The sequence below is a fragment of the Arthrobacter sp. SX1312 genome, assembly GCF_002929295.1.
Lineage (GTDB): Bacteria > Actinomycetota > Actinomycetes > Actinomycetales > Micrococcaceae > Arthrobacter_D.
In genome coordinates, this window is the sequence record NZ_PJIM01000001.1 from 69536 (window position 1) to 86730 (window position 17195).

Genomic DNA, 17195 nt, shown 5'->3' on the forward strand with positions numbered 1-17195 from the left:
CGCGGAAGCCTCCCGCGACGCGGGTGCCCGGCGCGAGAGGCACCCGCGCCCCGGGCGCGAGGAACAGCACCACCGGCAGCACCGCCCGTGGCGGCACCGCCACGCTCGCCGGGCGACCGGAGCGGGGCGCCTCCGGGACGGTCCTCGACTTCCCGGCCCCGCGGCGCTCCCACCGGCTGAGGAACACCCTGATCGCCGTCGTCGCCCTGATGCTCGTCCTCGGAGGGCTGGTCGCGTACGTGATCTTCTCGCCGGCCCTCGCCCTCCGCACGGTCTCCGTGCAGGGCAACACGCTAATCACGACCGCCGAGGTCGATGCGGCCCTCGCGCCCCTGACCGGGACGCCGCTGACCCGGATCTCACGCGAGCAGGTGGCGGACCTGCTCGCCGACAAGGCACCCATCGAGGACGTCGGGATCGCGGCGGAGCCGCCGTCCACGCTCGTGGTCACGCTGAAGGAGCGCGTGCCCGTCGCCGTCCTGCAGAACGGCCACGAATTCGTGCTCATCGACGCGGAGGGCCGGCAGCTCGAGCAGGTCGCCCGGCGCGACGACGTCAGGCTGCCCCTGATCGACGGCGGCGCCAACGCCGTCAACTCCGAGGTGTTCTCCTCGATCACCGCCGTCCTGGTCGAACTGCCCGCGGGCATCCTGTCGCGCCTCAACAGCGCGTCGGCGTCGAGCGTCGATTCCATCCAGCTCTCGCTCTCGGGGGAGCAGAAGATCTTCTGGGGCAGCGCCGAGCGCAGTGCGGAGAAGGCGAGGGTCCTCGAGGCGATGCTGTCGGTCCCCGCGACCGACCCGCCCGTCAAGGTGTTCGACGTCAGCACACCGGACCGGCCGGTGACACGATGACGCCGCGGCGGCCTGCGACACGGGGGATCGGGGGCCGACACGCCGACACACTGTGCCCGGTCTTTGCAACGGGATGCGTATGCACCTAGCGTCGAACATAGAAGTTACTTGACATAACGTTAACCCTCAACCTGAACGTTAACGTTATTTCGGGTGAAGGTCGACGCCGGAGCACCGGCGGACCCCCGTACAGCACACAGATTCGAACAAGGGACACAGGACGTGGCAGCACCTCAGAATTACTTGGCCGTCATCAAGGTCGTCGGCATCGGCGGCGGCGGCGTCAACGCCGTCAACCGGATGATCGAGGTCGGACTCCGTGGCGTGGAGTTCATTGCCATCAACACCGACGCCCAGGCCCTGCTCATGAGCGACGCCGACGTCAAGCTCGACGTCGGCCGCGAACTCACGCGCGGGCTCGGCGCCGGAGCGGATCCGGAGGTCGGCCGCCGCGCCGCCGAGGACCACTCCGAGGAGATCGAGGAGGTCCTGCGCGGGGCCGACATGGTCTTCGTCACCGCCGGTGAGGGTGGCGGAACCGGCACCGGTGGTGCGCCCGTCGTCGCCCGGATCGCCCGCTCCCTCGGCGCCCTGACCATCGGCGTCGTCACGCGTCCGTTCACCTTCGAGGGACGTCGCCGGTCGAATCAGGCGGAGAGCGGCATCGACACGCTCCGCGAAGAGGTCGACACGCTCATCGTGATCCCGAACGACCGCCTGCTGTCCATCAGCGACCGCAACGTCTCGATGCTCGACGCGTTCCGCTCCGCGGACCAGGTCCTGCTCTCGGGCGTCCAGGGCATCACCGACCTCATCACCACTCCGGGCCTGATCAACCTCGACTTCGCCGACGTGAAGTCCGTCATGCAGGGCGCGGGCTCGGCCCTCATGGGCATCGGTTCCGCACGCGGCGAGGACCGTGCGGTCAAGGCGGCCGAACTCGCCATCGCATCGCCGCTGCTCGAGGCCTCCATCGACGGTGCCCACGGCGTCCTGCTGTCCATCCAGGGCGGCTCCGACCTCGGCCTCTTCGAGATCAACGAGGCGGCGCGCCTCGTCCAGGAGGTCGCGCACCCCGAGGCCAACATCATCTTCGGCGCCGTCATCGACGACGCCCTCGGTGACGAGGCCCGCGTGACGGTCATCGCGGCAGGGTTCGACCAGGTGGACGCCACGTCCCAGCCCGTCGCTGCAGCAGCACCGGCGGCACGGCCCGCCGTCGCCCCCCGCGTGGGCGGCGACCAGCAGCGCATGGCCGGTGCGGCGACCGCGGGCCTCGGTGCCTGGTCGCAGCAGCGTGCGCAGAACGTCCAGGCCGTCCCGGCGGACTCGGGCTTCGACGTCGACCTGCCGGCCATCGTCGAGCCCGACCTGTCGGCCGGCCGCTCGGACGACCTCGACGTGCCCGACTTCCTCAAGTAGTCGGTGGACACGGACGGCGTGCCCGGGCCGACCTCCGCGTTCCACTGGCACGAGGAGGTCGGCGCGGGGCTCAGGGTCGCATTCACGGCCGTGGGGGCGGGCAACCTCGCCCTCCACGTCGGTGATGAGCCCGACGTCGTCCGCGGCAACCGCCGTCGGCTGGAGTCCGCGATGGGCATCCCCGGCGGCGCGCTGCGCTTCATGGGCCAGACCCATTCGGACCGCGTCGCCGTCGTCGGCCCGACCACGCAGGACGCGCCCGACGCGGACGGCATGGTGTCGCCGGACGGGAACGAGCCGCTCGCCGTCCTCGTCGCCGACTGCGTGCCGGTCGTCCTGGCGGACGCTCCGATCGCGGACGGCGGGACGGGGGCCACGGCCGTGGTGCACGCGGGCCGCGTGGGTGTCGGCAACGGCATCGTCGAGCACGCGGTCAGGACGCTCCGCCGCCACGGAGCACGCGAGCTCACGGCGTGGATCGGTCCGTCCGTGTGCGGCTCCTGCTACGAGGTGCCCGACGACATGATGAGGACGATGGCGCGCGTCCTGCCCGAGGCCGCGTCGCGGACGCGGCAGGGGACGCCGGCACTCGACCTGCCGAGGGCCGTCCACCTGCAGCTCGCACGGGCCGGCGCCAGGGTCGAACCCCTGCGTGGGAGCGGCCCCTGCTGCACGGTCGAGAACCCCCGGCTGTACTCCCACCGGCGGGAGCCCGGAGCCGGGCGCATCGCGGGCCTCGTGTGGCGGACGTGAGCCCCGAGGTGTCACCGGGTTCCGCCCGGGACCGCGAGCTGGCGGAACGCCTGCGGGCCGTCCGGACCCGCATCTCGTCCGCCGCGGCGTCGGCCGGACGCGGCGAACCGGAGCTGATCGTCGTCACCAAGTACTTCCCGGCGTCCGACGTGCGGATCCTCGCCGGACTCGGCGTCACCGACGTCGGTGAGAACCGCGACCAGGAGGCCGCGGCGAAGGCGGCCGAACTGCAGGACCTCACCCTGGCGTGGCACTTCATCGGGCAGCTGCAGGCCAACAAGGCCCGGTCGGTGGTCCGCTACGCCCACAGCGTGCATTCCGTGGATCGCCTCCCGCTCATCGCGTCGCTCGGCAAGGCCGTCAGGGCGGAGCAGGAGCGGCGGGCCGCTGCGGGGACCGGTGCCCGGGAGGACCTGCGCTGCTTCCTCCAGTTCACCCTCGATGCCGGAGCCGGTCCCGCGGAGGCATCCGCGGGCAGGGGAGGGGCCCACCCCTCCGAGGCGGCCGGACTGGCGGAGGCCTGCGCGGCGACGGACGGCCTCCAGCTCGCAGGGGTGATGGCCGTGGCGCCCCTGGGCGCCGACCCGGTCGAGGTGTTCGAACGGCTCCTGCGCATCTCGGCCGAGGTCCGCGGCGTCGACCCTGCCGCATCCGCCGTCTCGGCGGGGATGAGCGGGGACCTCGAGGAGGCCGTTGCCGCCGGGGCGACACACCTCAGGATCGGGTCTGATGTCCTCGGTCCGCGTCCGGCGGTGGGGTAGCGTCGACGCTAGAACGGCGGTACGACGGGCACCGGGGTCGGTGGCCTATGGCAGGACCCCGGACCCACCGATCCACTCTCAGAACAGGAGTCACCATGGCTGGCGCACTGCGCAAGACAATGATCTACCTTGGGCTCGCCGACGGTGATGAGCACTACGAGCCCGAATCGAAAAGCGCGCAGAGCAGGAACGAGGACTACACGGTGGATTACGATCGCGACGAGCGTCACCTCGAGCCGGCTCCGGCCGCCGTCCGCGTGGCCCCCGCCGAGGAATACCGGGCCCCGGTCACGCCGATCAAGCGCGCGCCGTCGTCCCGCGAGGACTCCGCCGCCCTGCGCCAGATCACCACGATCCACCCCCGCTCGTACAACGACGCGAAGCTCATCGGCGAGAGCTTCCGCGACGGGATCCCCGTGATCATGAACGTCACCGACATGGGGGAGTCCGACGCCAAGCGCCTCGTCGACTTCTCGGCGGGCCTCGTGTTCGGCCTGCACGGGAGCATCGAGAGGGTCACGAATAAGGTGTTCCTGCTCTCGCCGTCGTATATTGAAGTACTCGGCGAGGACCTGAAGGCAAGCGAAGGACAGACCAGCTTCTTCAACCAGAGCTGAGCTGCGGCCCTCCGGTCGCGCAAGACCCTCCAAGGCACGAAGGACTGAAACTGCTCTGTGAGTCTGGTATTCGCCCTGATCTACCTGGTACTGATGCTGTTCCAGCTCGCCCTGATCCTGCGCATCATCTATGACGCCGTCCAGGGATTCGCCCGCGACTGGCGTCCCCAGAAGTCGGCGCTGGTGCTGGCTTCGGGCATCTACTCGGTCACGGATCCCCCCATCAAGGCCCTGCGCCGACTCATTCCGCCCCTCCGCCTGGGCGGGGTCCAGCTCGATCTGGCATTCCTGGCACTGTTCGTGGTCGTGCTGATCCTGATGTCCGTGTCCGCGAATCTCGCACGATAGCCTCCCGGGCCGTTTCGGCAATGACACCCGGGAAGATATACGCTGATGCACAGTTCGACGTGAGTCCAGCGGTTCATGTCCACAATCCGGTACCGCAGCCATGACCGCCAGTCGGCGGGCCGGCTCCTATCAGTATGAGGTGACCACATGGCTTTGACGCCAGAAGACGTTGTCAACAAGAGGTTCCAGCCGACGAAGTTCCGCGAGGGCTACGACCAGGACGAGGTGGACGACTTCCTCGACGAGATCGTCGTCGAGCTCCGCCGCCTGAACTCCGAGAACGAGGAACTGCGCCGCAGGCTCGGGGACGACCCCTCGGACGCCTCGCAGGCCACGACGATCCCCGCCCCCGTCGCGGCGAGCACGCACACGGAGAAGGCGACCGACGAGGAGTCCGCCCAGGTCACCCAGGCCGACGACGAGACCAGCCCCGCTGCGATCCCCGCGACCGCGGCCTCCGTCACCTCGGCAGAATCCGCCGCCGGCGTCCTCGCCATGGCGCAGCGCCTGCACGACGAATACGTCAACGCGGGCGTCGAGCAGCGCGACAAGATCATCGCCGAAGCCCAGCTCGAGGCCACCGGCCTCGTCGACGCGGCCGAGGAGAAGAGCCGGAAGACCCTCGGGGACCTCGAGGAGCAGAAGACGGTCCTCGAGAGCACGGTCGAGCAGCTCCGCGGCTTCGAGCGCGACTACCGCGCACGCCTCAAGGCCTACATCGAGGGCCAGCTCCGCGACCTCGATGCCCGCGACTCCCTCGCGACCGAGTCCGCCTCCTAGCGAGACGTCCTGGCCCGACCCGCGTCGGCGCAGCAGTGGAAGGGCCGGTTGCCGGGGCACGACCCCGGGAGCCGGTCCTTCCGGCGTCGGGAGCCACCGGGCCCGCCCCGATAGCCCCGACGACAGACCACACAGCCCCGACACCCTGGATGGACCGTGAACGAGCACCAGCCCGCCGACACCACCCCCGAGCCCGACGGCGATCCGTCGGCCGCAGCGGACAGCATCCCGGCGGATGCCCCGGGACCCGCGCACCGCATCCCGGCGCGCTACGGGCTCCTGATGCTCGCGTGCGCGCTGGTCATCTATGTGGCCGACCAGCTCACCAAGTGGTGGGTCGTGTCCACGATGACCGAAGGGCAGATCACGCCGGTCCTCCCGCCCCTGCTCAGCTGGCGTTTCTTCCGTAACCCGGGGGCCGCGTTCTCGATCGGGACGGACTACACCTGGGTGTTCACGATCATCATGGTCGTCGTGTCCACCGCCCTCATCCTGCAGGTGAGGAAGGTCGCCTCCCGCGGGTGGTCGGTGGCGCTGGGACTCGTCCTCGGGGGCGCCCTGGGCAACCTGACGGACCGCCTCCTGCGCGAACCCTCGTTCGGCCAGGGCCACGTGGTGGACTTCATCGCCCTGCCGAACTTCGCCATCTTCAACATCGCCGACTCGGCGGTCGTCAGCGGCGTGGTGCTCATCTGCATCCTGACCCTGCGGGGCATCGGCCTGGACGGTCGCCGCGACGACGAGCCGACCGACCCGGTAACCGACCCGGCAACGGGCCCGGCGGCCGACCCGACCCAGGACCGGGACGATCATGGCAGGTGACCGCCGGGAGCTCATCATCCCGGAGACCGAGGACGGGAACAGGGCGGACGCCGTCCTCGCCCGCCTGCTGGACGCCTCCCGCTCCGCCGTCGCGCAGTGGTGTGCGGACGGGCGGGTGCTGCGCGGCGGCGTGCCGCTGGCGAAGTCGGACCGCGTCCACGCCGGTGACGGCATCGACGTCGACCTGCCGGATCCGCAGGACAGGCACCGCGTCATCCCGGAGGCTGTCGACGGCATGGGCATCCTGCTCGACGACGAGGACTTCGTGGTCGTGGACAAGCCCGTCGGCGTCGCCGCCCACCCGTCGCCCGGCTGGGTGGGGCCCACGGTGGTCGGCGCACTCGCCGCGGCCGGCTACCGCATCTCCACGTCGGGAGCCCCCGAGCGCGTCGGCATCGTCCATCGGCTCGACGTCGGCACCTCGGGGGCGATGGTCGTCGCCAAGACCGAGCCCGCCTACACGGCCCTCAAGCGCGCCTTCAAGGAGCGCACGGTCGACAAGGTGTACCACGCCGTCGTGCAGGGGCTGCCGGAGCCGCTGAAGGGCACCATCGACGCGCCGATCGGACGCCATCCGCACCACGAGTGGCGCTTCGCGGTCATGGAGGGCGGCCGCGACTCGGTGACGCACTACGAGGTGCTCGAGGCCTTCGGCCGGGCCAGCCTGGTCGAGGTGCACCTCGAGACCGGACGGACGCACCAGATCCGCGTCCACTTCTCCGCGCTCCGCCATCCCTGCGCGGGGGACCTCACGTACGGGGCGGACCCCCGCCTGGCGGCGGAACTCGGCCTCACCCGGCAGTGGCTGCACGCCCACCGCCTAGGCTTCGCGCACCCGCGCACGGGTGAGCCGGTCACCGCGACGAGCCCGTATCCGGTGGATCTCGCGTACGCCCTGACGGCCCTGTCCGACGGCCTGGTGTGACACGCCGGGGCGACCCCGGACGACACGCCCCGGGGCCCGCCGCGGGGTAGGGGGAGCACTAGACTCGGGGGGTGGCTACTCCTGCATCAACAGATTCGTTCGTCCATCTCCACAACCACACCGAGTACTCGATGCTCGACGGCGCCGCCCGGCTGACGGACCTCTTCAGCCACACCGAGGAACTCGGCATGAAGGCCCTCGCCACCACGGACCACGGGTTCGTGTTCGGGGCCTTCGACTTCTGGAGCAAGGCCACCAGCGCCGGCATCAAGCCCATCATCGGCGTGGAGGCCTACCTCACCCCGGGGACCGCCCGGAACGACCGCACCCGGGTGCAGTGGGGCGGCGGCGGGCGCGACGACGTCTCCGGTGCGGGCGCCTACACCCACATGACCCTCTGGTCGGAGACCACCGAGGGCATGCACAACCTCTTCCGGATGTCCTCCCTCGCCTCCCTCGAGGGCTACCTCTACAAGCCGCGCATGGACCGGGACCTCCTGCAGACCTACGGCAAGGGGCTCATCGCCACCACGGGCTGTCCGTCCGGCGAGGTCCAGACCAAGCTCCGGCTCGGCCTGTACGACGAGGCGCGGCAGGCGGCGTCGGACTTCCGCGACATCTTCGGGGCGGAGAACTACTTCTGCGAACTGATGGACCACGGGCTCGACATCGAGCGGAACGTCAAGGCGGACCTGATCAGGCTCGCGAAGGACCTCGGGCTGCCGCTCGTGGCCACCAACGACCTGCACTACACGCACGCCGAGGACTCCAAGGCCCACGCGGCCCTGCTGTGCGTCCAGTCCGGGTCCACCCTCGCGGACCCGAAGCGCTTCAAGTTCGACGCCGACGAGTTCTACCTGAAGTCGCCCGCCGAGATGCGCGCCATCTTCCGCGACTACCCGGAAGCCTGCGACAACACGCTGCTCATCGCCGAACGGTGCGACGTCGAGTTCAACACCAAGGCCAACTACATGCCCCGGTTCCCCGTGCCGGAGGGCGAGAACGAGCAGTCCTGGTTCGTCAAGGAGGTCGAGACCGGACTGCAGTACCGCTACCCGGCGGGCGTACCCGACGACGTCCGCAAGCAGGCGGAGTTCGAGGTCGGCGTCATCACGCAGATGGGCTTCCCCGGCTACTTCCTCGTGGTCGCCGACTTCATCAACTGGGCGAAGAACAACGGCATCCGGGTGGGGCCGGGCCGCGGCTCGGGTGCCGGGTCCATGGTGGCGTACGCGATGCGCATCACCGACCTCGACCCCCTGAAGCACGGCCTGATCTTCGAGCGCTTCCTCAACCCCGAGCGCGTCTCGATGCCCGACTTCGACGTCGACTTCGATGATCGGCGCCGCGCGGAGGTCATCCGGTACGTGACCGAGAAGTACGGCGACGAGCGCGTGGCCATGATCGTCACGTACGGCACCATCAAGGCCAAGCAGGCGCTCAAGGACTCCTCCCGCGTCATGGGGTACCCGTTCTCCACAGGGGAGCGGCTCACCAAGGCCATGCCGCCGGACGTCATGGGCAAGGGCCTCGCCCTGGCCGACGTGCACAACAAGGACGCCAAGCGCTACTCCGAGGCGGAGGAGCTGCGTGAGCTCCTGAAGACCGACGCCGACTCCGAGAAGGTGTTCGAGACGGCCCTCGGCCTCGAGGGCCTGAAGCGCCAGTGGGGCGTACATGCCGCCGGCGTCATCATGTCCTCCGACCCGCTGATCGACATCATCCCGATCATGCGCCGTGAGCAGGACGGCCAGATCATCACCCAGTTCGACTACCCCACCTGCGAGGGCCTCGGACTGATCAAGATGGACTTCCTCGGCCTGAGGAACCTGACGATCATCACGGACGCCGTCGAGAACATCAAGGCCAACAAGGGCGTCGACCTCGTCCTGGAGGACCTGGAACTCGACGACAAGGAGTCCTACGAACTCCTGGCACGCGGCGACACGCTGGGCGTGTTCCAGCTCGACGGCGGGCCCATGCGGTCGCTGCTGAAGCTCATGCGCCCCGACAACTTCGAGGACATCTCCGCCGTCCTGGCGCTGTACCGGCCCGGTCCGATGGGCGTGAACTCGCACACGAACTACGCCCTGCGCAAGAACGGCCTGCAGGACATCGAGCCGATCCACCCCGAGCTCGAGGGGCCGCTCGAGGAGATCCTCGGCGGCACGTACGGCCTCATCGTCTACCAGGAGCAGGTGATGAGCGCCGCCCAGAAGCTGGCGAACTTCACGCTCGGCCAGGCGGACATGCTCCGCCGCGCGATGGGCAAGAAGAAGAAGTCCGAGCTGGACAAGCAGCAGGCCGACTTCTTCGCGGGCATGCAGGCCAACGGCTTCTCGCAGGCCGCGATGGACAAGCTGTGGATCGTCCTCGAATCCTTCTCCGACTACGCGTTCAACAAGGCACACACCGCGGCGTACGGGCTCGTGTCCTACTGGACGGCGTACCTCAAGGCGCACTTCCCGGCCGAGTACATGGCGGCACTGCTCACGAGCGTCGGCGACGACAAGGACAAGCTGGCGATCTACCTCAACGAGTGCCGCCGAATGGGCATCACCGTCCTGCCGCCGGACGTCAACGAGTCGAGCGTGAACTTCACCCCGGTCGGCAAGGACATCCGCTTCGGCATGGGCGCGATCCGCAACGTCGGCGCGAACGTCGTCGGCGCGATGGTGGGGGCGCGGGAGGAGAAGGGGGCGTTCACCTCGTTCAGCGACTTCCTGCAGAAGGTGCCCGCCGTCGTCTGCAACAAGCGCACCATCGAATCCCTGATCAAGGCCGGCGCCTTCGACTCCCTGCGGCATCCGCGGCGGGCCCTCGCGATGATCCACGAGGAGGCCGTGGATTCCGTGATCGTCCTCAAGCGCAACGAGGCGGCGAACCAGTTCGACCTCTTCAGTGCGTTCGACGACGCCGGAGGCGTCGTGGGCGGCCTGTCCGTCGAGGTGCCGGACCTGCCCGAGTGGGACAAGAAGGACAAGCTGTCCTTCGAACGGGACATGCTCGGCCTGTACGTCTCGGACCACCCCCTCCAGGGGCTGGAGGGCATCCTCGGCCAGCACGCCGACTCCTCCATCCCGTCCATCATCAGCGAGGAGGGGCCGGCGGACGGTGCGATCGTCACCATCGCCGGCATGATCACCTCGCTCCAGCGCAGGATCGCCAAGAACAGCGGCAACGCCTACGCGCGGGCGGAGGTCGAGGACCTCGCAGGGTCCATGGAGGTCATGTTCTTCGGCCAGGTCTACGGCCCCATCTCGGCGGTCCTCGCGGAGGACCTGATCGTCGTGGTGCGCGGCCGTCTCCAGCGCCGCGACGACGGCGCCGTGATGCTCAACGCGCAGGAACTGACGGTGCCGGACCTCAGCGAGGGGCACTCCGGGCCGGTGGTGATCTCCATGCTGCAGCACAAGGCGACGGAGACCGCGGTCACGGCGCTGGGTGACGTGCTGAGGACACACCCCGGGACCAGCGAGGTGCTGATCCGGCTCAACGGCTCGCGGAAGGTCGAGGTGATGAAGCTGGGCGTGGACCTGCGCGTCAACCCGACACCGGGACTCTTCGGGGACCTCAAGATCCTGTTCGGGCCGGCCTGCCTCGACGCCTGACCGGCAGGTCCGGGCGGGTGCCGGCGTCAGATGACGTTGCGTCAGATGACGTAGTCGGTGGCCGTCGGCGTCCCGTAACTGCCGCCGTGGTACAGGAGGGGAGCGCCGTCGCGACCGATGGTCCCCGCGACCACCTCCGCGACGACCACGGCGTTGTTCTCGAAGGACAGGCGCATGCTGATGCGTCCCACGAGCCAGCCGGCGACGTCCCGGAGGATCGGGACGCCCTCCGGTCCCGGCTCCCAGTGGTCGCCCGTGAACCGGTCCTTCGTGCGCGCGAAGCGGTTCGCCAGGCCCTCGTTCTCGGTGCTGAGCATGTGGACGCCCACGAAGCTGGTGTTCGCGACGGCCGGCCACGAGGACGAGGACCGCGCCATGTTGAACGAGAAGCGCGGCGGTTCGGCGGACAGCGACGCCACGGACGTCGCCGTGAAACCGTAGGGCACGCCGTCGTAGGTGGCGGTGATGATGGCCACGCCGGCGGCATGGCGGCGGAAGACCTCGCGGAAGGACTCCGCGTGCACGCCCGTGGGCGAGGTCGATGGCGGCGCGGCGGTGCCTGGGTTGCTCACGTGGTTCCTCCGGGGGCTCTCGGCGTTGGACACCCCAACCCTAGGCGCGCACCCCGGGGGCGGAGCGGTTTGTTAATGTAGAAGTCATGCGTGCCAGCAGGGAACCGGCCACCGGACCGAGCAACTACCCGCCTCCCGTCTACTCCGTGGCCGAGGACCGGCGATCGGTGCCGCCCGCCGGGGTCTTCTGGTGGCTCGGGTCCACGATCCTCCTGGGCGCCGTCGTGGGCGCCGCATGGTGGCTCCTCGCTCCCACCGGACGCCTGTTCGGCGATCCGTCCTCCGCCGACCAGTGGCTCCTCCGGGACCTCACCCTCGCCGGCCTCGAACTCGTCGCCGGGATCGCCGTCGGCACCGTGGTGGCCCTGCGGCTCATGCTGCCCGCCGCGGTGGCGCGCATCCTTGCCGCCGTCGGCGGGTCCGCCCTCGGCTCCCTCCTCGCCCTCGCCGTCGGGGAGGGCCTCGCGTACCTGCTCGGACCGCACGGGCAGGACGGGCTGCCCGGATCCGACTTCCTGCTGCACTCCTACGGCGCCCTGGCCATCTGGCCGGCCGTCGCCGCCGTCATCATCTTCGCCACGGCCCTCATCGGCCTCGCGCGCCGCCGGACCTGACCACGGCGCCTGTCGGGAGGGACGCCCGTGGGTGAGCGGGCGTACGGCACTCCCGATAGACTCTCAGGGTGAATCCACCGTCCAGCACCTCCCCGACCGTCGGCTTCCGCACCATCGACCTGCGCGGCCGGACCTTCTCGCCGGGCGACCTGAAGAGGGCTATGCCGCGCGCCGCCGCGGATGCCCGCTCCTCGGAAGCCGCCGTGCAGGCCATCATCGACGATGTCCGTGCCCGCGGCATCGAGACCCTCCGGGAACTCGCCCTGCGCTTCGACGGCGTCGAGCAGGAGCACCCGCGGGTGCCGGCCGAAGTCGTGGACGCCGCCCTCGCCGGCCTGGACGACGACGTCCGGGCCGCGCTCGAGGAGGCCATCCGGCGGGCGCGCGTCTTCGCCCGGGCCCAGGTGCCGGACGACGTGGACGTGCAGGTGGCGCCCGGAGCGCACCTGACGCACAAGTGGATCCCCGTGGACCGGGTCGGCCTCTACGTGCCCGGCGGGCTCGCCGTCTACCCGTCCTCCGTGGTCATGAACGTGGTGCCCGCGCAGGCCGCCGGCGTCGGATCGATCGCCCTCGCCTCGCCCCCGCAGAAGGAGTTCGGCGGCTGGCCGCACCCCGTGATCCTCGCCGCCGCCGCCATGCTCGGTATCACCGAGGTGTACGCCATGGGCGGCGCCCAGGCCGTCGCCGCCCTCGCCTACGGGATCCGGGACCACTCGGGGACCGGCCGGGACATCGATCCCGTGGACGTCGTCACCGGGCCCGGCAACGTGTTCGTGGCCACGGCCAAGCGGCTGGTCCGCGGCCAGGTCGGCATCGACTCGGAGGCCGGCACCACGGAGATCGCCGTCCTCGCCGACGCGAGCGCCGACCCCGACCTCGTCGCCGCGGACCTCGTGAGCCAGGCCGAACACGATCCCCAGGCGGCGTCCGTCCTGGTGACGGACTCCGAGGAGCTCGCGGCCGCCGTCGTCCGGGCACTCGAGGCCCGTGCCGCCCGGACGCGCCATGCGGAGCGGGTGCGGACCGCCCTGTCCGGGCCGCAGTCCGGCGTGATCCTGGTCGACGACGTCGAGCACGGGATCGCCGTGTGCGACGCCTACGCGGCCGAGCACCTCGAGATCCAGACCATCGACGCGGCGGAGGTCGCCGGGCGCATCCGCAACGCCGGCGCCGTCTTCATCGGCGCCTACAGCCCGGTCAGCCTCGGGGACTACTGTGCGGGGTCCAACCACGTCCTGCCCACCAGCGGGACGGCCGCCTTCGCCTCCGGGCTCAACGTGACGACCTTCCTGCGTGCCGTCCAGCTCGTGCACTACGACCGTGAGGCGCTGCGTGAGGTCGCGTCCTCGATCCTCTCGCTGGCGGAGGCCGAGAACCTCCCCGCGCACGGGGAGGCCGTCGCGGCCCGTTTCGAGGCCGGCGCATCCTGATCCGCGGCCGCACCCACGCCGCACCCCCTCCTGCGGTCGGCCACTACATCTGGTAATTACAGTGTTGTTGTTTCACTACATGTAGTCCTAAACTGGTCACGGCACGTTGTTGGAACGGCCTACGGAGCGGGAGGGACCCATGTACTGTCCGTACTGCCGTAACCCCGACTCCCGCGTCGTCGACAGCCGCCTCGCGGACGACGGATCCGCGATCCGGCGCCGTCGCCAGTGCCCGCAGTGCGGCCGCCGCTTCAGCACCGTGGAGACGACGAGTCTCAGCGTGGTCAAGCGCTCCGGAGCCGGCGAACCGTTCAGCCGGTCCAAGATCATCAACGGTGTCCGCAAGGCCTGCCAGGGCCGCCCGGTGACCGAGGACGACCTCGCCCTCCTGGCGCAGGAGGTCGAGGAGAACGTCCGGGCCAGCGGCGTCGCGGAGATCGACGCGCACGAGGTGGGGCTCGCCATCCTCGAGCCGCTCCGGAAGCTCGACCAGATCGCCTACCTGCGGTTCGCCAGCGTGTACCAGGGGTTCGAGTCCCTCGAGGACTTCGAGGAGGCCATCGGCACCCTGCGCCGGCAGAACGAGGACCACGGGCAGCGCGTCCCCACCGGGATGCAGCGGCCCTTGACGGCGCACTAGCGCCCTACAGACCCCGGTGGTGGCTGCGGAGGGGAAGCCGACGCCACCACCGGTTCCACGTCCCTCCGTCGCCGAGGCGGGGGAGCAGGCGTCTGGGGTTCTCCGACATCAGGCCTTCGGGCCGGAGAGCAGTGCGGCCTGCAGCGCCCCGCCGACGATCCCCGCCTGGTTCTTCAGCTGTGCCGGGATGATCGGGGTGCGCAGCTCCAGCGACGGCAGGTACTCGCTGCTGCGCTTCGAGATGCCCCCGCCCACGATGAACAGTTCGGGGGAGAAGAGGAACTCCACGTGCGAGAAGTAGCGCTGGAGGCGGACGGCGTACTCGTCCCAGTCGATGCCGTCCCGCTCACGGGCGACGGCGGACGCCTTCGTCTCGGCGTCGTGCCCGTCGATCTCGAGGTGGCCGAGCTCCGCGTTCGGCACCAGCTTCCCGTCGAAGATGAACGCCGAACCGATACCCGTACCCAGGGTGATCACGAGGACCGTGCCCATCCTGCCCTTGCCGGCCCCGTAGCGGACCTCCGCGAGACCGGCGGCGTCGGCGTCGTTGATCACGTGGACCTCCCGGCCGAGGACCTTGCTGAAGAGGCCGTCGACGTCGGTGTCGACCCAGCTCTTGTCCACGTTCGCCGCGGACCGGGCGATGCCGTGCTGGATGATGGCGGGGAAGGTGACGCCCACCGGGACGTCGGCAGCAGGGCCTTCGGGCCGGGAGGAGAGCTCCGCGACGATCTGGGCGACCACCTCGGCGACGGCCTCGGGCGTCGACGGCTTCGGCGTCGGGATCCGGTACCGTTCGCCGACGATCACACCCTTCTCGAGGTCGACGATGCCGCCCTTGATGCCCGTGCCGCCGATGTCCACGCCGATGACCGTGGCGGGGAGCTTCTTCGATTTCTTCTTCTCGGTGTCCTTGGGCATGACTCTCTCTCGACGGATGGGTTGAGGCGTCGTCCGGCGCGTGCCGGACATGGTCGTGGTGCAGCGTGCGGAGTGGACCGCCGAGGCGGTACTACGGGAGGGTCAGGACCTCGGCGCCGCGATCGGTGACCAGGAGAGTGTGCTCGAACTGCGCCGTCCTCTTCCGGTCCTTCGTCACGACGGTCCAGTCGTCCGCCCACATGGTCCAGTCGACGGTCCCGAGCGTGAGCATCGGTTCGATCGTGAAGACCATCCCCGGCTCGATCACGCGGTTGTACGCCGGGGCGGCGTCGTAGTGCGGGATGATCAGCCCGGTGTGGAACGCCTCGCCCACGCCGTGCCCGGTGAAGTCACGGACAACACCATAACCGAAGCGCTTCGCATAGGACTCGATGGTGCGGCCGATGACGTTGATCTCGCGGCCCGGTGCGACCGCGCGGATGGCGCGGTTGAGGGATTCCTGCGTGCGCTCGACGAGCAGGCGGGACTCCTCGTCGACGTCGCCGATGCAGAAGGTGTAGTTCGTGTCGCCGTGCACGCCGTCCTTGAAGGCCGTGATGTCGATGTTCAGGATGTCCCCGTCCTCGATCACGGTGGAGTCCGGGATGCCGTGGCAGATGACCTCGTTCAGTGACGAGCACAGCGACTTGGGGAACCCCCGGTACCCGAGCGTCGAGGGATAGGCGCCGTGGTCGAGCAGGAATTCGTGGCCGACCCGGTCGAGCTCGTCGGTGGTCACGCCCGGCTTCGCGTGGTTGCCGACCTCGACGATGGCCTGGGCGGCGATCCTGCCGGCCACACGGATCTTCTCGATCGTCTCCGGCGTCTTCACCTCGGATCCGGTGAAGGGGGCGGGCGCCTTGCGGCCCACGTACTCCGGGCGTGCGATACCCCGGGGAACGGGGCGCTGGGGCGAGATGGCGCCGGGCGTCAAAGTCCCAAGGGGCGCGGCGGCGGAAGTCTGGGGCATACCCTGATTCTATAGCGGGCGCTGGTCGGCGGCCGAAAAGGCGCTGCCGGACCGGCCGGCGGACACCACGTTCCGCGCCCGGATCGAGGAGGTCGACATGACGGAGTACTGGTTCAACGTGCGCACGCACGAGATCGAGGAGGACCGGCAGTCGGACTGGTCGCAGCTCATCGGACCGTATGCGACCAGGGCCGAGGCCGAGAAGGCCCTCGAGAAGGTCCAGCAGCGCAACGAGGCCTGGGACCGGGACGACGACGCGTAGGCCCCCGGGCAGTACAGCTAGAACGAATGCTCGGGGCCGGGGAACGTGCCGGCCCGGACGTCGTCCGCGTAGGCGCGGGCGGCATCCGTGAGGACCGTCCGGACGTCCGCATACTGCTTGACGAATCTCGCCTGCCGGCCGCCGCGCAGCCCCGCCATGTCCTGCCACACCAGCACCTGGCCCGTCGTGCCCGGGCCGGCCCCGATGCCGATCGTCGGTACGCGCACGGCGGCCTCGACGGCGTCCGCGGTCCTGCTGGGCACCATCTCCATGAGGATGCAGAAGGCCCCGGCGTCGGCGAGGGCGACGGCATCGTCGACGATGCGCTGCGACGCGTCCCCGCGCCCCTGGACCCGGTACCCGCCGAGCGCGTGCTCGCTCTGCGGCGTGAAGCCGATGTGCGCCATGACCGGGATGCCGGCGCGCACGAGCGCCCGGACCGTCCCGGCGTACTCGGCGCCACCCTCCATCTTCACGGCGTGCACCAGGCCCTCCTTCAGGAGGCGGACAGAGGACTCGACGGCCTGCTGGGGGGACACCTCGTAGCTGCCGAAGGGCAGGTCGGCGACGACGAGGGCCCGCCGGGCCGCCGTGCTCACCGCCCGGCTGAAGAGGATCATCTCGTCCAGCGTGATGGGCAGCGTCGTGGCGTGTCCGAGGACGTTGTTGGCGGCCGAATCGCCGATGAGGAGCACCTCGATGCCGGCCTCGTCGAACACCTGCGCCGCGTACTGGTCGTACGCCGTCAGCATCGCGAACCGCGTGCCGTTCTCCTTGGCCTGCTGCAGGTGGTGGATGCGGATGCGGCCGGTCGGGCTGGCTGCGGGCGGGGCCGGCGTCGTGCCTGCGCCCGCTCCGTAGGGGGCGGGCAATTCGGCGGAAGTCATGAC

The 17195-nt window shown here is 70.0% G+C and carries 18 protein-coding genes; 14 read left to right on the top strand and 4 right to left on the bottom strand.

From position 1 onward, the window contains the following. Nucleotides 1-23: 23 nt before the first annotated feature. The 10 genes from CXQ92_RS00305 to dnaE all read left to right on the top strand — a co-directional run bounded on the left by CXQ92_RS00305 (nt 24) and on the right by dnaE (nt 10893). Nucleotides 24-854 (top strand): FtsQ-type POTRA domain-containing protein, encoded by an 831-nt coding sequence (locus tag CXQ92_RS00305; protein WP_104164259.1) that lies wholly within the window; start codon nt 24-26, stop codon nt 852-854. Between the two features lie 222 nt (nt 855-1076). Further along, complete coding sequence (gene ftsZ / locus CXQ92_RS00310) at nt 1077-2276, top strand: cell division protein FtsZ (RefSeq protein ID WP_104164261.1); 1200 nt, start codon at nt 1077-1079, stop codon at nt 2274-2276. Nucleotides 2277-2279: 3 nt separating this feature from the next. After that, nucleotides 2280-3029, top strand: coding sequence for a polyphenol oxidase family protein (locus tag CXQ92_RS00315; RefSeq protein ID WP_258069608.1), 750 nt, complete (start codon nt 2280-2282; stop codon nt 3027-3029). Beyond that, nucleotides 3026-3790 carry a YggS family pyridoxal phosphate-dependent enzyme gene (locus tag CXQ92_RS00320; protein WP_104166553.1) on the top strand — a complete coding sequence of 255 codons (765 nt, stop codon included), beginning with the start codon at nt 3026-3028 and terminating at the stop codon, nt 3788-3790. The genes CXQ92_RS00315 and CXQ92_RS00320 overlap by 4 nt, the downstream gene beginning before the upstream one ends. 95 nt (nt 3791-3885) lie before the next feature. Then, on the top strand, nt 3886-4407 hold the full coding sequence (locus CXQ92_RS00325) for a cell division protein SepF (RefSeq protein WP_104164263.1): 522 nt from the start codon (nt 3886-3888) through the stop codon (nt 4405-4407). 57 nt (nt 4408-4464) lie between these two features. After that, the gene (locus tag CXQ92_RS00330; RefSeq protein ID WP_104164265.1) at nt 4465-4755 is read left to right on the top strand and encodes a YggT family protein; all 291 of its coding nucleotides are present in this window, start codon (nt 4465-4467) and stop codon (nt 4753-4755) included. Between the two features lie 147 nt (nt 4756-4902). Then, nucleotides 4903-5535 (top strand): DivIVA domain-containing protein, encoded by a 633-nt coding sequence (locus tag CXQ92_RS00335; protein ID WP_104164267.1) that lies wholly within the window; start codon nt 4903-4905, stop codon nt 5533-5535. Between the two features lie 282 nt (nt 5536-5817). Then, nucleotides 5818-6357 (top strand): signal peptidase II, encoded by a 540-nt coding sequence (gene lspA, locus CXQ92_RS00340; RefSeq protein ID WP_104166557.1) that lies wholly within the window; start codon nt 5818-5820, stop codon nt 6355-6357. After that, nucleotides 6347-7282: an RluA family pseudouridine synthase gene (locus tag CXQ92_RS00345; RefSeq protein WP_104164269.1), complete on the top strand. Its 936-nt coding sequence runs from the start codon at nt 6347-6349 to the stop codon at nt 7280-7282. Before lspA ends, CXQ92_RS00345 begins: the two co-directional genes overlap by 11 nt. A 71-nt stretch (nt 7283-7353) precedes the next feature. Then, nucleotides 7354-10893 (top strand): DNA polymerase III subunit alpha, encoded by a 3540-nt coding sequence (gene dnaE / locus CXQ92_RS00350; RefSeq protein WP_258069610.1) that lies wholly within the window; start codon nt 7354-7356, stop codon nt 10891-10893. A 41-nt stretch (nt 10894-10934) separates the two neighbouring features. On the opposite strand, the gene CXQ92_RS00355 is transcribed toward dnaE, so the two are convergent. Next, a complete protein-coding gene (locus CXQ92_RS00355; protein ID WP_258069611.1) occupies nt 10935-11465 on the bottom strand; it encodes a flavin reductase family protein in 531 nt (176 codons plus the stop codon). Between the two features lie 86 nt (nt 11466-11551). Here CXQ92_RS00355 and CXQ92_RS00360 point away from each other — a divergent pair, with 86 nt between their 5' ends. From CXQ92_RS00360 to nrdR, 3 genes are all read left to right on the top strand, one after another. After that, entirely contained in the window at nt 11552-12079 is a 528-nt protein-coding gene (locus tag CXQ92_RS00360) for a hypothetical protein (protein ID WP_104164273.1), read from the top strand. A 68-nt stretch (nt 12080-12147) separates the two neighbouring features. Beyond that, nucleotides 12148-13512 (top strand): histidinol dehydrogenase, encoded by a 1365-nt coding sequence (hisD, locus tag CXQ92_RS00365; RefSeq protein WP_258069612.1) that lies wholly within the window; start codon nt 12148-12150, stop codon nt 13510-13512. 139 nt (nt 13513-13651) lie between these two features. Next, nucleotides 13652-14152, top strand: a complete 501-nt coding sequence (gene nrdR / locus CXQ92_RS00370) for a transcriptional regulator NrdR (RefSeq protein WP_104164275.1) — start codon at nt 13652-13654, stop codon at nt 14150-14152. 108 nt (nt 14153-14260) lie between these two features. Here nrdR and ppgK read toward each other — a convergent pair whose 3' ends face one another. Both ppgK and map read right to left on the bottom strand, forming a co-directional pair. Continuing rightward, a complete protein-coding gene (ppgK, locus tag CXQ92_RS00375; protein ID WP_104164277.1) occupies nt 14261-15073 on the bottom strand; it encodes a polyphosphate--glucose phosphotransferase in 813 nt (270 codons plus the stop codon). A 91-nt stretch (nt 15074-15164) separates the two neighbouring features. Next, a complete protein-coding gene (map, locus tag CXQ92_RS00380; protein ID WP_104164279.1) occupies nt 15165-16043 on the bottom strand; it encodes a type I methionyl aminopeptidase in 879 nt (292 codons plus the stop codon). A gap of 97 nt (nt 16044-16140) precedes the next feature. On the opposite strand from map, the gene CXQ92_RS17715 reads away from it, so the two are divergent. Next, the gene (locus CXQ92_RS17715) at nt 16141-16305 is read left to right on the top strand and encodes an SPOR domain-containing protein (protein WP_146067326.1); all 165 of its coding nucleotides are present in this window, start codon (nt 16141-16143) and stop codon (nt 16303-16305) included. 17 nt (nt 16306-16322) lie between these two features. On the opposite strand, the gene panB is transcribed toward CXQ92_RS17715, so the two are convergent. After that, nucleotides 16323-17192, bottom strand: a complete 870-nt coding sequence (panB, locus tag CXQ92_RS00385) for a 3-methyl-2-oxobutanoate hydroxymethyltransferase (RefSeq protein ID WP_104164281.1) — start codon at nt 17190-17192, stop codon at nt 16323-16325. Nucleotides 17193-17195 lie beyond the last annotated feature (3 nt).

Coding starts and splice junctions, on each gene's coding strand:
- CXQ92_RS17715 (WP_146067326.1), top strand. CDS start 16,141: ATGACGGAGTACTGGTTCAACGTGCGCACGCACGAGATCGAGGAGGAC.
- lspA (WP_104166557.1), top strand. CDS start 5,818: ATGCTCGCGTGCGCGCTGGTCATCTATGTGGCCGACCAGCTCACCAAG.
- ppgK (WP_104164277.1), bottom strand. CDS start 15,073: ATGCCCAAGGACACCGAGAAGAAGAAATCGAAGAAGCTCCCCGCCACG.
- nrdR (WP_104164275.1), top strand. CDS start 13,652: ATGTACTGTCCGTACTGCCGTAACCCCGACTCCCGCGTCGTCGACAGC.
- map (WP_104164279.1), bottom strand. CDS start 16,043: ATGCCCCAGACTTCCGCCGCCGCGCCCCTTGGGACTTTGACGCCCGGC.
- CXQ92_RS00360 (WP_104164273.1), top strand. CDS start 11,552: ATGCGTGCCAGCAGGGAACCGGCCACCGGACCGAGCAACTACCCGCCT.
- CXQ92_RS00335 (WP_104164267.1), top strand. CDS start 4,903: ATGGCTTTGACGCCAGAAGACGTTGTCAACAAGAGGTTCCAGCCGACG.
- panB (WP_104164281.1), bottom strand. CDS start 17,192: ATGACTTCCGCCGAATTGCCCGCCCCCTACGGAGCGGGCGCAGGCACG.
- CXQ92_RS00345 (WP_104164269.1), top strand. CDS start 6,347: ATGGCAGGTGACCGCCGGGAGCTCATCATCCCGGAGACCGAGGACGGG.
- CXQ92_RS00325 (WP_104164263.1), top strand. CDS start 3,886: ATGGCTGGCGCACTGCGCAAGACAATGATCTACCTTGGGCTCGCCGAC.